This window comes from Pantoea sp. 9140 (genome assembly GCF_000745295.1).
GTDB classification, from domain to species: Bacteria; Pseudomonadota; Gammaproteobacteria; order Enterobacterales; family Enterobacteriaceae; genus Pantoea; species Pantoea vagans.
Map to the genome: position 1 here is coordinate 1,586,315 of NZ_JQNO01000001.1, position 15,143 is coordinate 1,601,457.

Consider the following 15,143-nt stretch of genomic DNA (forward strand, 5'->3'; position numbering starts at 1 on the left):
TATTTTAGTCAACTGGCGGCGTGGTATCGCCTGTTCCCAGAGAACGTTGCATAAAAACGGTATCCAGCCAGCGGCCCTGTTTAAACCCCACCGAGCGCAGAATGCCGGTCATTTCAAATCCTGCTGCCTGATGCACGGCAATCGACCCCCGGTTCTCGCTGTCGCCGACGTTGGCGATCAACTGGCGGTAGCCTTTCTGCTCCGCCCACTGGATGGTATGCTCCAGCAGACGTGAACCGGCACCGCGCTTCTGAAAGCCGGGGTCGATATAAATCGAGTCTTCCAGCGTATGGCGGTAGGCGTGGCGCGGGCGGTAAGGTGCCAGATAGCAAAATCCACGTACGTCGCCTTCGCTGACAGCGATGAACCACGGCAGCCCCGCCTGCTGTATCTTACGCATTCGCTCGCCCATCTCTGCAGCGTCAGGGGGCACGGTCTCAAATGAGCCGGTGCCGTTAAGGACATGCCAGGCGTAAATCTGCTGAATCGCCGGGATGTGGCGTTCATCTGCATCAAAAATTTCCATCATGAGGTTTGCCCTGATCGTCTGCACCTGTTGAAAAACAACGGTATAGCGGGTGCTCATAGCGCGCAATATAAATCTCGTGCGCGTCAGCAATTTTAATACGGGCGCTTCCCCCAGGACTATGCCTGGCGAAAAGGGAATACTCATCTCTGCCGGTGAACCCCGCTTCTGAATGGCGGTTAAGCCTATTCTGAAAACAGCGTCAGCCGGATGATCCGCAACGGGGTTAAGGCTATTATCTGTGCCGTTCCGATAGGGTGAATTAATTGACGGGAGGCGCAGCGTGATGCGATTTGTTGATTTTCTGAATAGTAAGCAGGGGCTGCGTGCAGCACGAAATCACTGCTTCGAATTAAATGGGGTCGTGCTGGGCCATTTTACGGCGTTATTCCTGCAGGATAACCAGATTATTTTTACCAAAGATGGTAAGCAGTGTGCGGTGCCTTATTATCTGGGGCCCGCTGAAGATTTACTTCAGCAAAAGGTGAATCCACGGATTAAAAATATCCGCGTGATCTGAAAAACTTCGGGGCTGCCTTTATCCGTTTAATTATAAAAGTGACATTATTATTTCTGATGAGCCGGGTAGTTCTGTTTTACGCTGTCTGGTAAATAACATTATCAGTTAATTCCCGCCACGATTTATGACGCTGTTTGTAATTTACGGCTTATTTATCTGATGCGTCACTATTCTGCGATGGTGTAATAAACAGCAGGAGCAGGGCGCTGAGCGCAAACAGCGTTAATGCCGTACCGGCACCCAGCGCGGCGTAAAGCTGACCAAACAGCAGCGATCCCGCAACCTGACCGACTGCCAGCATAAAAAACAGGATACCGACGCCTGTCGCGGGCTCTTCAGCCGTGGCCTGTGCCCCCCATACCAGCAACACGCCCGACAGCGTCACGTATCCTGCGCCGCAGCAGGCTACCGCAACCAGTAAGCCGGTAGATTCACCGTGACTGAAGGCCAGAACCAGCAGTGGCAATGCCATTCCGTAGAGTGACAGCCGGTAAACCGCGTTCAGCCCGATACGGGCAGCGACCGGGCCGGTTGCTGCACCCACAATGCCTGCACCTCCGGCAACCAGCCAGAGTAAACGGGCGGTCTCTGCATCAACGCCGACATGCTGGCGCAGCAGCGCCGACCCAAAGCTCCACCAGGCCGCACTGATCAGACCTGAAACCAGCGCTATGCCCATCAGCCGGCGCATAGCGCGACGGTACAGACGCTGGTGCCAGCGTCGCGCTTTAGTAGCGCTGCCGACAGCATGAACCGACAGCACGCGGATTACCGGCAGCATACAGGCCAGTGACAGCAGGGCGAACAGCATGCAGGCGGCCCGCCATCCGCCTGGCAGCACGCTCAGGATCACCACGGTCAGAATGATACCGGCGCTGGTGCCGGTGTTAATCAGGGTATTGATGCGCGGCTGATCTACAGCCGCAATCCTGTTACTGACAGCCGCGGCCAGTGCAGGCGAGGCCAGCCCTGAACTCAATCCGGCAACAAACAGTCCTGTCGCCAGCAGTAGCGGTGAGGAGGCGCAGGCAAGCAGCAGCAACCCCGATGCGGCACTCAGGGCCGCCAGCAGCGCGGTCAGTCGGGCACCATAACGGTCTGCCAGTGCGGCTGCGGTGAGAATAGTGAGGCAGTAGGCCACAAAGCTGCAGGCTGACAGCAAGCCTGCCTGCTGCGGGCTGAACGGGATATCGGCTGAGATCGAAGGCAGCATCAATCCCCACGAGAAGCGCGCCATGCCGTAAGTCACAGCAATCAGGCTAAAGCCGGTCAGCGCCAGCGCGGCGGGTGACCTCATCTGACCTCACCACGCTGCAATAACTGGCTGGCGACCTGTGCCGCCTGCCGTACAGCGGCAGGACCGGTAATCAGCGCGGTGGTAATCGCTCCCTCAAAGAGTATCCAGATGGCATCACTCAGCTGCTGATTAACTTCGCCGCGCAGATGCGTCACGCATTGCGTAATGTAAGCGCGCATCGTGGCGCGAAAGGCCAGTGCCTGAGATGCCAGCCCGCTATCCCGCTCGGCATATTCCCCCCAGGCTTTCAGAAAGAAGCAGCCTCGCGCGCCATTTAACGTCGTCCACTCACCCAGTACCGTAAACAGATGCGCGATTGCCTCAGGCTGTTGCGCTGGCAGCAGCGCCGCCATAAAGCGCTGTTCGCGGGCGTCAAGCACCGCGGCGGTAAGTGCTTCGCGGGAGGCGAAATGATGATAAAGCGTGCGTGTCGAAACGCCCGCTTCGCGACAGAGTTGATCGGTACTGGTGGCGTGAAAGCCGTGGGTATAGAAGAGCCGCTCGGCGGCCTGAAGGATATCATCTCTCTTTTTCATTCTTTAAAAGTAAACCGATCGTTTTACTTTTTCAAGCCAGTCGCCGTTAATTACGCCCGCCGTTATTGATAAACCCCCGACTCTGCATGGCCCAGCGCTTCGCTAAAAGAGAGGCGCTCTGCCGCTTTCACACTTTTTCAGTCTCAGTTTATCAATACTCATAAGTACCCCTGCGGCGGTTAATGTCGTTTGTTGCGGCTCTAATCATAACTGCCGTAACCTATCTGGCCGTTTGCAGTAGTAGTCTAATTAACCTTCTGTTTTGTAAAGATTAATCTGAATTTCAGTTTTTTACTGATGCATTAAGACTTTAAATGAAAGCGGGGCTGCAAAGCGGGACGGGAACGTTAAGCGCGCTGAATGACTGAAGCGATAATAGAGACCGAAAAGGGCATATTCTCAAAGTCGGTTTGCGTTACGCAATAAAGTGGTTTTAGGGATAATTCTCAGTTAGTTTAATAAAGCTTCAGATTACAAATAAAACCTCTTACGAATTTTGGTTCGTTTTTTTACGACACATACAGCAACTATCAGGATGACTACCATGCTCAAAGCCAGCTATTATTATCTGTGCCCGCGTCCCATGGGTGGATGGATTTTACACAAAGAAGGTTGCGTTAATCTGTCAAAGAACGATAAACGCGTTTTTATTGGTTCGCTTTATACCCGACAGCAGGCGCTGGCGGTGGCGAAAGTCCATCACGCTAATGCCATATTGTGTAATGCCTGCCTGAGCACCTTTATTTGCCCGACCACGACCAGCACGGCAATTAAACCAGCGCGCGCGGCAACGCCAACCCGCCATACGCCAAAGCATTAATTCACTGAAATTAAATGGCAGCAGTAAAAGAGAATAAAGGGAATTAACAGGGCGGGGCGTTCAGAATAAAAAAGGCAGCGTAATACGCTGCCCTGATACTTATGCCTGTTTAGGCTGGCCATTTGAGGCGGTAAGTCCGCCATCAACCGGCAGATTGACGCCGGTAATATAACTGGCTTCATCGCTGGCAATAAAGAGAATTGCAAGAGCGATATCATCCGCTTCACCGGCACGACGCAGCGGAATGCGATCGTAAAAACGCTCCAGCAGTTCCTGATCCTTTTTCGCATCTTCGGTCAGATCGGTAAAGGTGAAGCCGGGGCAGATGGCATTGACCCGCACGCCATCCGCACCGTAATCCATCGCCAGCGCACGGGTGAAGTTAGTAATTGCCCCTTTAGCGGCGTTATAGATGCTCATACCCCAGTCACCGCCTAAGCCGGAAACGGAGGAAATGTTGACGACGTTACCTTTGCTCTTCAGCAGCGCTGGCATGAAGTAGTGAACACCGTGGAAAACGCCATCAAGGTCAGTTTTCATCAGGGTTTTCCATGCGTCGAGGTCGACTTCATGGATGCGGCCCTGCACGATAACGCCCGCATTATTTACCAGCACATCTACACGTCCATACTTCTTCAGCACCGTTTCTGACAGCTGTTTAACCTGTCCGGCTTCTGAGACGTCGCAGGCCGCCACCAGATGATCACCCGCCGTCATTTCAGCCAGTGTCTCTTCCAGTTTCTGTCGGGTGCGTCCTACCAGCACCACGGATGCCCCTTCTTCAGCAAAGCGCTTTGCGCTGGCTTCGCCAATGCCGGATCCGGCACCTGTCACAACCACAACCTTCTGTGTAAATCTGGACATTATGCCTCCTTATCAGCATCAATTCTTACTGTTAACAACCGGTTAAGCCTGGCAGCGATTTGCAAAAAAACAAGCGCAGCGCGAAATGCGCTACGCCTGTTGCCTGATTGTTAACCTGTTCAGTGACTAGGGACGTCTGAACAGAGCGAAGCTGCGTCCTTCCAGCTCGAAATCTTTTTCTTTGGTGATTACCAGACCCCGCTTCGCCACATCGCTGGTGGTCAGCTCCAGCACCCAGCCACCTTCGCCAAACTGCGGAATGCGGAACGGCACATTGCCTTCGAACGGGTTAAGCAGCATCAGCACGTCATGCCAGATGCCTTCCTCGGTCTGCAGATCCGGCCGGCCGATATAGACGCCCAGCGTTGAGCCTTCATCCCACTGCTCACTCTGCTGGAAGCCGCCACCGGCGTTAAACCATTTGATATCCATGCCGTCGCGCCAGTTTTCACGACGCAGCAACGGCTGCTGAGCACGCAATGTCAGGATCTGACGGGTGAACTCGCGCAGCGCCTCCGCGGACTCTGGCAGGTTATCCCAGTGTACCCAGGAGATTTCGCTGTCCTGGCAGTAGCCGTTGTTGTTGCCCATCTGGCTGCGGCCAAACTCGTCACCTGCCAGCAGCATTGGCGTGCCGTGAGAGAAGATCAGCGTGGCGAGGAAGTTGCGTTTCTGTCGCTCGCGCACCGCGTTAATGCCTTCGTCATCGGTCGGGCCTTCAACGCCGTAGTTATAGGAGCGGTTGTCGTTGTGACCGTCGTTGTTGTCTTCGCCATTCTCATCGTTATGTTTGTCGTTGTACGACACCAGATCGTTGAGCGTGAAGCCATCGTGGGCGGTGATGAAGTTGACGCTGGCCCACGGACGACGACCGTGCTGGTCGTAGAGATCGCCGGAACCCAGCAGGCGGGCGGCGAAGTCGGTGGAGACGTTGTTGCCTTTCCAGTAGTCACGCACTGTGTCACGGTACTGATCGTTCCATTCTGCCCAGCCTGGCGGGAAGCTACCCACCTGATAGCCACCCGGACCGATATCCCAGGGTTCACCAATCAGCTTTTTCTGCGACAGGATCGGGTCCTGCATCACGGCATCGAAGAAGCCGCCGCGCGGGTCAAAACCATCTGGTTCGCGGCCCAGAATCGTGCCGAGATCGAAACGGAAACCGTCGATATGCATCGACTCAGACCAGTAGCGCAGCGAATCGAGCACCATCTGCAGCACGCGCGGATGTGAAGTATTCACGGTGTTGCCGGTGCCGGTATCGTTGATGTAGTAACGATGCTGGTCGGGCATCGTGCGGTAATAGGAGAAGTTATCGATGCCTTTAAACGACAGCGTCGGACCCAGCTCATTACCCTCGGCGGTGTGGTTGTAGACCACGTCGAGGATGACCTCAATACCGGCGTCGTGGAAGGCGCGCACCATGTCACGGAAGCCCTGAATGCCGCGTGGCCCGAAGTAGCGGGTCGCGGGCGCAAAGAAGCCCAGCGTGTTGTAGCCCCAGAAGTTTTTCAGTCCCTTATCCAGCAGATGCTGATCGTCCGGGAACCAGTGCACCGGCAGCAGCTCGACGGAGGTAATGCCCAGGCTTTTGATATAGTCGACGGTTGCTTTGTGACCCATACCATCAAAGGTGCCGCGCAGTTCCGGCGGCAGTGCGGTGTTGAGCTGCGTAAAGCCTTTCACATGGGTTTCATAAATGACGGTTTTAGGCCACGGCACATTCGGGCGGTTTTTATCCTGCCAGTCGAATTCATTCGGGTCGATCACCCGGCACTTAGGCGTAAACGGGGCGCTGTCACGAGTGTCGAACGTCAGATCTTTATCGTCATGGTAGAGATCGTACGCGAAGTGCGCCTCGTTCCACGCGATGTCGCCCGCCAGTTCACGGGCGTACGGGTCGAGCAGCAACTTGTTCGGGTTAAAGCGATGACCATTTTCCGGGTCATAAGGGCCATAGACGCGGTAACCATAGAGCGCGCCGGGCTTCAGGCCCGGAATATAGCCGTGCCACACTTCGTGTGTATATTCCGGCAGCTCCAGCCGGGCAATTTCCGTTTTACCGCTGGGATCGTACAGACAGAGTTCAACCCGCTCGGCGTGGGCGCTGAACAGGGCAAAGTTCACGCCCTGGCCATCAAAATTGGCCCCCAGCAAATGGCTGTAACCCGCCGTAATTTCAAAACGCTGACTGTTTGACATTTATGCCTCGTTATTCAGTGAACAGATTGACGCGTAATAAACTAAATTCTTCCCGACACTCACTGTGCCACCAGCACGGCGCACCACTGCGATGCCAGTTCTGTCAGCGGCAGCTTGTCGCCTGCATCAAAGGTTTTACCGCTCAGCACATCCTGATAGCGGCGCTGGCCGAGTGCGGCGGGCAGGGCGATATGGGTATCAGCCCAGCGCGCCTCGGGCGGCTGATCGAGATTCTCCGGCAGTGAGTTAAAGACCCGCCGTGAGACAATCACGATGACCGCCTGATCCTCGCGAGTACGGGCAAAGGCGAGCACCTTGTCCTGATGCTCACCCTCTGTCGACAGCGCCAGATAATCACCGTGGCGGAACAGCTCTGGCTGCTGCTGACGCAGCGTTAACAGCTTCACAATCGCCTGTTGATTGACCTGACCGCGCAGCCAGTGCGCCTCACTGCCGTCCTGCTGCGGCGCGTTAAGCATCGCCGCCAGCGCATCAAAATCGGGTTCGCGGCGGTTATCGGGATCGACCAGGCTGAAGTCCAGCGCCTCGCTGCCCTGATAAATGTCGGGTACGCCTGGTGCGGTAAGCTTCACCACGGTCTGGGTCAGGCTGTTGACCAGGCCGGCGCGCATAAAGGGTTGCAGTGACTGGCAGAAATCATTGAGGAAGGCGCTGTTGCCAGGCGCAAGCAGATGACGGGCATAGCTCAGCACCGCCTCTTCATAGTCATCGTTATTGTCGGCCCAGTCGGTGCGCAGTTTGGCTTCACGCATCGCTTTCTCAACATAGACCACAAAGCGGGCTTCCAGCGCCGCCAGACCTTCCGCATCCTGTGGCTGCAGGGTGGTCGGCCAGACGCCGGCCAGCGCTTCATACAGCATCCACTCCACGGCCGGTTCCGGTGCCGGGCCATCTTTCAGGCGTACGACGTGATCCTTGTTCATCTCCCGCCAGCGGCTGACGCACTCCGCCCAGCGCTGTGGCGCTTCGGTCAGGGTATAGAGCCGCGCACGGGCATCTTCGCCGCGCTTAGTGTCGTGCGTTGAGGTGCCCGACAGTGCATCGGGCTGATGTTCGCGCCGCGCCTGCATCTCTGCATGGAACTGATCCAGCGAGAAGTGACGCGCCAGCGGTTCAGCGCCGACTTCATTCAGTGCCAGCGCCATGTGCTGCCGGAAGAAGAGGGTGTCCTCGACCGATTTCGCCATCAGCGGGCCGGTCAGCTGCTGGAAGCGGGTGCGGAACTGCGTGGCATCGTCGCGGGCGGAGTCGGCAATCTCTGCACGCAGAATGCGGGCCAGGAAATCCAGCGCCTGGGTGTCGGGCGCATGATCGCTCGTTTTAACTTCACTGACGACCTGTTGCAGCAGCGCCGTGTCGGCGGATGTCAGGCCCTGCGGCGTTCCGTAGGTGCGGTAAACCGGGAAGGCCACCAGCAGCTCACGCAGCGCATTTTTCAGTTCCGCTTCCGGCTGAGTCGCGCCGTCGGCATCAGCAATCTTCAGTGCCAGCTGCAGTAAACGGTTAAATTCACCGGCAAAATTGCGGTTCGCCATCAGCAGCTTAGCGGCACGCAGCTCCGCTTTCATGTCGACGGTTTTGCCAATTACCGCCTGATAGGCTTTACGCAGTCCGCTCAGGCGATCGCTGTCAACCAGCAGATTGGCGAGCGCGGCCATAAACTCATAGCCGGTGGTGCCGGAAACCGGCCACTCATCAGGCAGCTGTTCATTGTCGCCGAGGATCTTCTCTACGGTGAGATAGCAGTCGGGACCGGCCGCCTGGCGCAACTGCTCCAGATAGCCGTGCGGATCGGCCAGGCCATCCACGTGGTCGACGCGCAATCCCTGCACCGCGCCGCTGTGAACCAGTTCGAGGATCAGCTGATGTGCGGCATCAAAGACGGCCTTGTCTTCCACGCGCACGCCGACCAGACCGGTCACTTCAAAGAAGCGGCGGTAGGAGAGATCGTTGGGTGCGTCGCGCCAGGACATCAGTCGCCATGGCTGCTGGTCATGCAGCTCGGCGATCTCTGCGGCATCGCGCAGGGCGAGCACCGCCTCTTCGCGATCCTGCCAGGTCTCAGGTTTCAGCGGATAGAAATTGTCGAAGTAGGCCAGCGCCGGTTTGCCGGTCTGCGGATCGCGCTGCACGCTGATATCACCGTTTTCCAGCACCGCCTCAAAGGTGTCACCGAGGAACGGCAGCGTCAGGCGGCGAGACCAGTCGATATCGAAATAAGTGGCATAGCGACTCTGTTCGCCGTGTTCAATGACGTCGCGCCACCAGGGGTTCTCCAGCGAGGCGGCCATATGATTCGGCACGATGTCGAGGATCAGCTCCAGCCCGGCCGCTTTCAGCGCGGCCACCATGCGGTCAAAACCTTCCCGGCCACCAATCGACGGCTCAATCTGGTTAACGTCGGTCACGTCATAGCCGTGGGTTGATTCAGCGGTGGCGCTGAAGATCGGCGAGGCGTAAAGATGGCTGATGCCCAGCTGTTTCAGGTAGGGCACCAGCGCCGCCGCGCGGTCAAAGGTCATGCCGTTGCGGAACTGGATGCGGTACGTTGCGGTTGGAATAGTCATTCTGCTTCTCTCTTAGCCAGACGCACCACGATAGCGTTGGGAATCAGTTCGGTTGCGGTCTGCGGCCAGGCAAACAGCGTTTCACCCGGCAAATCGGGAATCGGCTGCGTGCTGTCGCCGACGTTCAGCGCCAGTGACAGCGTGCCCTGCGGGAAGTCCCAGCGCACCGCCAGGAAACCGTCTGCGGTTTTCACCACCTGACCGGCATCACCGCCGGCGGTCTGCAGCAGCGGCACGATATGTTCCTGACGCAGCGCCAGCAGATGACGCGTCAGCGCCAGCCACTGCTGACCTTCCGGCGTTTCTGTGCGCTGCCAGTCGAGTTTCGACTGTTCAAAGGTGGTGACATCGTTAGGATCCGGCACCGTTTCGCCGTGACCGGCATGGCCTTCAAACTCCCGGGCGCGACCTTCACGCACCGCTTTAGCCAGATCGCCGTGGAAATCGGTGAAGAACAGGAATGGTCGGGTTTCGCCATACTCTTCGCCCATAAACAGCAGCGGAATGTGTGGCGAGACCAGCAGCATGGCCAGCAGCACCTGTGTCCGCTCTGCACCTGCCAGCGAGACCAGCCTTTCGCCCTGCGCGCGGTTGCCCGTCTGGTCATGGTTCTGGATGAAGTCGACAAAGGCGACTGGCGGCTGGCTGCTGCTCTTCACACCGCGTGCCTCGCCCGACTGTGCTGAGACTTCGCCCTGATAGACAAAGCCTTCTGCCAGCGCCCGCGCTACCCGCTGCGCCGGCTGGTCAGCGAAGTCCTGGTAGTAGGCGTGGGTTTCACCGGTTGCCAGCACATGTACGGCGTTATGAAAGTCATCGTTCCATTCGCCGGTAAACAGCGGAGCATCTCCGTTCTCGTCGCGCGGATGCAGGAAGGTGACGTTTCGGCAATCTTCGGTAGTGAGGTGAATGGGGCGATCGGTAATGGTGGCGCGGATGCGCTCGGCAATCTCAACCAGCACATGCTTTTCGCTCGGGTCATCAATCTGATCGATGGCGTCAAAGCGCAGGCCATCCAGATTAAACTCCTGCAGCCAGTAGAGCGGTGCTTCCACGATATAGCGGCGCACCGCATCAACGTCATAGGCGATACCGACGCCCCACGGCGTCTGGCGCTCTTTATGGAAGAAGTCCGGCGCGAGCAGCGGCAGATAGTTGCCCTCCGGGCCGAAGTGGTTCAGCACGATATCCAGCACCACCGACAGGCCGAGACCGTGCGCCGCATCGATAAAGGCTTTAAAATCATCCGGCGAACCGTAAGCCGCATGCGGTGCATAGAGCAGCACGCCATCGTAGCCCCAGCCACGATTGCCGCCAAACTGCGACACCGGCAGCACTTCAATCATGGTAATGCCGGTTTCGGCCAGCATCGGCAGCTTCTCTATTGCTGCCCGGAAGGTGCCTTCCTGGGTAAAGGTGCCGATGTGCAGTTCATAGACCACTGACTCCGTCCACGGACGACCCTTCCAGCCGGTGTTCTGCCACTGATACGCGTCAGGATCGATCACCAGGGAGGGTCCATTGACCTCCGCTTTCTGGGCACGGGCAGCGGGATCGGGCACGGCCGTGCCATCCGCCAGCACAAAATCATATTCGGCATTCGCAGCCACACCGGCGACCTGGGTTTCAAACCAGCCGTCCGCCTGCGGTGTCATCTCAATGTCTTTACCGGCGAGACGCAGCGTCACGCTTTGCTGACCGGTTGCCCAGAGGCGGAAACGCACCTCGTCACTGGCAACCCGTTCAGCGCCCCAACTTTTAGAAAAAGATTTGGATTCCATTCAGTTGCCTCATTTAGCCTGGAAATACGCGATGGTGACCACCGCGCGAATAGGATGTCGATGACGTAAGCGTCAAAAAATCGTAAAACTATCAGTGAGACCCGGATGCCAGGTGGGCTGGCGCGCCTCTTCAGCCAGGAAGCTGGACTGGTATTCAGCGTGATGCGGCGGGAAGGGAAAAGTGAGACCGCTTCCACGCGGCATACAGAGAGTAATCATAGACTAAGATGTTGCAGTCGCAGGGCGGCAGGCGGTTCAGGCGCATTAATTTGCGTTAATTGCTCTGAATCGGCCTCTGGCAGGGGAAAATCATGGGGAACAGGCCCAGAAAACCCTGCCGGATGGCGTGGATTCGCTATAAGCTTATGCGCGATCGCGCAGGTCACGCTGGAGGATCTGCGGCGCTGAACATTTCAAAAGGATATTACGTGAGGAAACGCGTTCTGTTAGTCACGCTGCTGCTGTTGATTTCCGCCTGTTCTAACCGGGTCGGACACCGGCTGGACAACCGTAATCTGCAGCACATTCATGCCGGTCAGACGACCAAAACCCAGCTGATTGCGCTGTTTGGTCAGCCTGACAGTGAGACGCCTTACCCGGACGGTCAGCGGTTGCTGAAGTGGACCTACAGTGAGGCGCGCACCCTGAACACCACCGAAGGGCAGACGCTGACCGTGCAGATGAAGAATGACAAAGTGCTGAACTATGCGCTGAGTAAGAGTTAATGACCTGAGCTACCGTGGCGGTGCGGGACCGCCACAGCAGGTCACGGGTTACGGCATGCCGTTTGGCTCTGCATCCCCGCTGACGGGACGCGGCTGCGCCAGACGGGCGAAATCAGACCCGGCCGGATGCTGGTAAATCTGCAGTTCAAAGAACCGGGCCATGGCATAGATATACTCAAAAATCGCCGCCTGGGTATTCTCATAATCGGCCCAGAAAATGGATGAGGTGAAGCAGTAGATCTCCACCGGCAGCCCATCCGGCGACGGCTTCAGCGGCCGCACCACGATATACATCTCTTTCATAATGTCATCGCGCTGGGCCAGCCAGGCACTCAGGAATTTACGGAACACCATCAGATTGGTGATGCCGTTCTCCATAAACCAGCGGTCGCCGACAGCATTGATATCCCGTCCATCCAGCAGCTCAGTGATCGTTTCACCCGCGAGGCGGATCTGGCTCATCGCCTGCAGCATCTCCTGATTCACAAAGGTGATCGACTTCTGATCAAGATAAAAGCTGCGCATGATGCGGCGCGCGCCCGAGGAGAACATCGCCTGCCAGTTGGTGTAGGTTTCGGTCAGGAAGTTCTTGGTCGGGATGCGCGAAATGGTGTTGTCCCAGTTGCGGATGGTGATGGTATGCAGCGCAATATCGATCACCTCGCCGCTGATATTCCTGTCCGGCATCTCAATCCAGTCGCCCAGTTGCAGGACATCGTTGGAGGAGAGCTGAATATTCGCCACCAGCGACAGCAGCGTATGCTGGAAGATCAGCATCAGTACCGCGGCGACCGCACCCAGCGAGGAGATAATAATCGCGGGTGACTTGTTGGACATAATCGCCAGAATCATGATCGCGGCGATAATATGCACCAGGATCTTACCAATCTGGATATAGCCCTTGATCGAGTGATTCTTGCGCTTGGATTTGCGCGAGTAGGAGTTGTTAACAATCTCCAGCACTTCGTTGAAGAAGATCGACAGATAGACAAAAAACAGAATGCCGCAGATGGTCTGAATCGCCACTTTCAGATTTTCAGGCAGGCCGGGCATGAATTGCAGGAAATTGTAGACCACAATCACCGGCACAAAATTTGACAGCTTCTGAGAGAGGCGGACATCTTTATCCAGCGGAACGTCTTTTTTATGACTGCTGAAAAAGACCTTCCTGATCACTTTGACGATGAAAAATTTGCAGATCAGGTGAGTGACCATCCCGGCCATAATCAGCAGCAGCAGGCTGAAGCCAATCGACAGCACCCGGTTCCCCTCAATAAAACTCATCAGACTCTGAATGTAATGCATGTTAACCACGTGCTAAAAATGTAAGGGGCGAATTCAACCACAGCACGGGGGCGCTTGTTAAGCGCCGAATGCGTTCAGGCGGCGTCACACTCTTTTTTCAGCGCAGTACGACGTGCTGGCTGCATCCGGCGTGGTGCGGAGAGCAGGCTTCTCTGCGACTGCGCTCAGATAAATCCCTCGCTGGCCGATAACAGCTTTATCTTCTCTGATATGAGTCTGCGGACATGCTTAAAAATCTTAAAATAACTCACGGTATTCTGGCGGTGCTGGCCGTCTTTATTACGTTACTGACCCTGACCGGATTTCTGTTCTACAACGGCGTGTCAAAAGCCGACAAAAACTTCGTGGCGGCCGAGCAGCTGACGCTGCAGCAGCAGCACCTGAGTGATGCGGTGAAAACCCTGATTAAAACCCGCGTCACCATCAACCGCGTGGCGATCCGTTTCCTGAAAAATCAGCAGGACCCTAAATCGCTGGCGGCGATGGCGGCGCTGCTGGAGCAGGCGGGTCAGTCAGCGGAAAAGGCGGATGCAGATTTTAAAGCGTGGCAGGCGATGCCGCGTAAAGCAGGACAGAGTGAAGCCCAGTCGACGCAGGTTCAGACTGCTTATCAGCAGATGCGTGACACCATGCTGGCCTCTGTCACCTTTCTGAAGCAGGGCAACTACCCGGCCTATGGCAACCTTGAAGCGCAGGCGGCACAGGATCAGCTCGACACGGCCTATGAGGCCTGGCGTGCAGTGAACATCCAGCTGATGAAAGATACCTCTCTGCACAACCAGCGCAGCCTGACAGATGCACTCTGGGCGCTGCTGGCCATCGGCCTGATCACCGGCGTGATTGGGGTGGCAGTCTGGATGGGGCTGCAGAAGCTGCTGATTAACCCGCTGGCCAGACTGACCGCTCATATGCGCGCTATCTCGGCCGGTGATTTAACCTCTGCGATTCAGCATGAGGGCCGCAACGAGATGGGCCAGCTGATTCAGGAGTTGCAGCAGATGCGTGATGCGCTGGTGGTAACCATTACATCGGTCGATGACGCCACTCGCTCAATCTTCACCGGTGCCGCGGAAATTTCTGCCGGCAGCACCGATCTCTCTTCCCGTACCGAGCAGCAGGCAGCCGCGCTGGAACAGACCGCCGCCAGCATGGAGCAGCTCACCTCGACGGTGAAGCTCAACGCAGACAATGCCCAGCAGGCGACCACGGTGTCGAAAGAGGCGTCAGCTACGGCCCTGCAGGGCGGTGAGACCGTTGCCCGGGTGATTGCCAACATGGATCAGATCAGCGAAAGCTCGAATCAGATCGCCGGTATTATCGCCATTATCGACAGCATCGCCTTCCAGACCAATATTCTGGCGCTGAATGCTGCGGTTGAAGCCGCGCGTGCCGGTGAACAGGGGCGTGGATTTGCGGTGGTGGCGGGTGAGGTGCGCTCGCTGGCCGGACGCAGCGCCAGCGCCGCGCAGGAAATTCGTGGACTGATCGACCGCTCAGCAGAGCGCATCAAAACCGGTGCCGGTCATGCTGCGCAGGCGGGCACCGCGATGGAGAGTATTGTGAAGTCGGTGAGTCGTGTGACGCAGCTGATTGAAGAGATTGCGGCATCCTCGACCGAACAGACGCGGGGCATTGAGCAGGTCTGCATTGCAGTCTCAGAAATGGATGGGGTGACGCAGCAGAACGCCGCGCTGGTGGAGGAGTCCGCCACTGCCGCCGCCTCGCTGGAAGAGCAGGCGAGCTACCTGCGTAAAACGGTGTCGGTATTCAAAACCGGCACGCTGCACGCAGCGTTCTCTGCCGCACCGGTTGCGAAGGCGATTGCTGTGCCAAAACGTCAGCCTGTCGCTGTGACAGACAATGAGAACTGGCAGACCTTCTGATAACGGAACGTCTGACGGATTACCGCGCACGCGACTGTGCTACGCTTTCCGGCATAAAAAAAACCGCCCCTGGAGGCGGTTTTTTATTTACTCAAC

12 protein-coding genes are annotated in these 15,143 nt (G+C 56.9%); 4 read left to right on the forward strand and 8 right to left on the reverse strand.

Annotated features, from left to right (window positions below):
• Positions 1 to 4: 4 nt before the first annotated feature.
• Positions 5 to 526 (reverse strand): GNAT family N-acetyltransferase, encoded by a 522-nt coding sequence (locus tag FA92_RS07515; protein WP_033784574.1) that lies wholly within the window; start codon positions 524 to 526, stop codon positions 5 to 7.
• A 286-nt stretch (positions 527 to 812) separates the two neighbouring features.
• Between FA92_RS07515 and FA92_RS07520 the strand changes: the two genes are divergently transcribed.
• A complete protein-coding gene (locus tag FA92_RS07520; protein ID WP_033782957.1) occupies positions 813 to 1,046 on the forward strand; it encodes a hypothetical protein in 234 nt (77 codons plus the stop codon).
• Between the two features lie 148 nt (positions 1,047 to 1,194).
• On the opposite strand, the gene FA92_RS07525 is transcribed toward FA92_RS07520, so the two are convergent.
• Complete coding sequence (locus FA92_RS07525; protein ID WP_033782959.1) at positions 1,195 to 2,343, reverse strand: MFS transporter; 1,149 nt, start codon at positions 2,341 to 2,343, stop codon at positions 1,195 to 1,197.
• Positions 2,340 to 2,879, reverse strand: a complete 540-nt coding sequence (locus FA92_RS07530) for a TetR/AcrR family transcriptional regulator (RefSeq protein WP_013357729.1) — start codon at positions 2,877 to 2,879, stop codon at positions 2,340 to 2,342. The genes FA92_RS07525 and FA92_RS07530 overlap by 4 nt, the downstream gene beginning before the upstream one ends.
• Before the next feature lie 544 nt (positions 2,880 to 3,423).
• On the opposite strand from FA92_RS07530, the gene FA92_RS07535 reads away from it, so the two are divergent.
• A complete protein-coding gene (locus tag FA92_RS07535; RefSeq protein WP_033732518.1) occupies positions 3,424 to 3,699 on the forward strand; it encodes a hypothetical protein in 276 nt (91 codons plus the stop codon).
• 99 nt (positions 3,700 to 3,798) lie between these two features.
• Here FA92_RS07535 and FA92_RS07540 read toward each other — a convergent pair whose 3' ends face one another.
• From FA92_RS07540 to treZ, 4 genes are all read right to left on the reverse strand, one after another.
• A complete protein-coding gene (locus FA92_RS07540) occupies positions 3,799 to 4,563 on the reverse strand; it encodes an SDR family oxidoreductase (RefSeq protein WP_033782960.1) in 765 nt (254 codons plus the stop codon).
• 126 nt (positions 4,564 to 4,689) lie between these two features.
• Positions 4,690 to 6,765 (reverse strand): glycogen debranching protein GlgX, encoded by a 2,076-nt coding sequence (gene glgX, locus FA92_RS07545; protein ID WP_033782962.1) that lies wholly within the window; start codon positions 6,763 to 6,765, stop codon positions 4,690 to 4,692.
• Between the two features lie 59 nt (positions 6,766 to 6,824).
• A complete protein-coding gene (gene treY / locus FA92_RS07550; protein WP_033782964.1) occupies positions 6,825 to 9,353 on the reverse strand; it encodes a malto-oligosyltrehalose synthase in 2,529 nt (842 codons plus the stop codon).
• The gene (treZ, locus tag FA92_RS07555) at positions 9,350 to 11,134 is read right to left on the reverse strand and encodes a malto-oligosyltrehalose trehalohydrolase (RefSeq protein WP_033782965.1); all 1,785 of its coding nucleotides are present in this window, start codon (positions 11,132 to 11,134) and stop codon (positions 9,350 to 9,352) included. The genes treY and treZ overlap by 4 nt, the downstream gene beginning before the upstream one ends.
• Before the next feature lie 428 nt (positions 11,135 to 11,562).
• Here treZ and FA92_RS07560 point away from each other — a divergent pair, with 428 nt between their 5' ends.
• On the forward strand, positions 11,563 to 11,859 hold the full coding sequence (locus tag FA92_RS07560) for a hypothetical protein (RefSeq protein WP_033784576.1): 297 nt from the start codon (positions 11,563 to 11,565) through the stop codon (positions 11,857 to 11,859).
• A 48-nt stretch (positions 11,860 to 11,907) separates the two neighbouring features.
• On the opposite strand, the gene FA92_RS07565 is transcribed toward FA92_RS07560, so the two are convergent.
• Positions 11,908 to 13,164 (reverse strand): mechanosensitive ion channel domain-containing protein, encoded by a 1,257-nt coding sequence (locus FA92_RS07565; protein WP_033782967.1) that lies wholly within the window; start codon positions 13,162 to 13,164, stop codon positions 11,908 to 11,910.
• A 224-nt stretch (positions 13,165 to 13,388) separates the two neighbouring features.
• Between FA92_RS07565 and FA92_RS07570 the strand changes: the two genes are divergently transcribed.
• Positions 13,389 to 15,047: a methyl-accepting chemotaxis protein gene (locus tag FA92_RS07570; RefSeq protein ID WP_033782969.1), complete on the forward strand. Its 1,659-nt coding sequence runs from the start codon at positions 13,389 to 13,391 to the stop codon at positions 15,045 to 15,047.
• The last annotated feature ends 96 nt before the right edge of the window (positions 15,048 to 15,143 follow it).

Coding starts and splice junctions, on each gene's coding strand:
- treZ (WP_033782965.1), bottom strand. CDS start 11,134: ATGGAATCCAAATCTTTTTCTAAAAGTTGGGGCGCTGAACGGGTTGCC.
- FA92_RS07535 (WP_033732518.1), top strand. CDS start 3,424: ATGCTCAAAGCCAGCTATTATTATCTGTGCCCGCGTCCCATGGGTGGA.
- FA92_RS07530 (WP_013357729.1), bottom strand. CDS start 2,879: ATGAAAAAGAGAGATGATATCCTTCAGGCCGCCGAGCGGCTCTTCTAT.
- FA92_RS07520 (WP_033782957.1), top strand. CDS start 813: ATGCGATTTGTTGATTTTCTGAATAGTAAGCAGGGGCTGCGTGCAGCA.
- glgX (WP_033782962.1), bottom strand. CDS start 6,765: ATGTCAAACAGTCAGCGTTTTGAAATTACGGCGGGTTACAGCCATTTG.
- FA92_RS07540 (WP_033782960.1), bottom strand. CDS start 4,563: ATGTCCAGATTTACACAGAAGGTTGTGGTTGTGACAGGTGCCGGATCC.
- FA92_RS07515 (WP_033784574.1), bottom strand. CDS start 526: ATGGAAATTTTTGATGCAGATGAACGCCACATCCCGGCGATTCAGCAG.
- FA92_RS07570 (WP_033782969.1), top strand. CDS start 13,389: ATGCTTAAAAATCTTAAAATAACTCACGGTATTCTGGCGGTGCTGGCC.
- FA92_RS07525 (WP_033782959.1), bottom strand. CDS start 2,343: ATGAGGTCACCCGCCGCGCTGGCGCTGACCGGCTTTAGCCTGATTGCT.
- treY (WP_033782964.1), bottom strand. CDS start 9,353: ATGACTATTCCAACCGCAACGTACCGCATCCAGTTCCGCAACGGCATG.
- FA92_RS07565 (WP_033782967.1), bottom strand. CDS start 13,164: ATGCATTACATTCAGAGTCTGATGAGTTTTATTGAGGGGAACCGGGTG.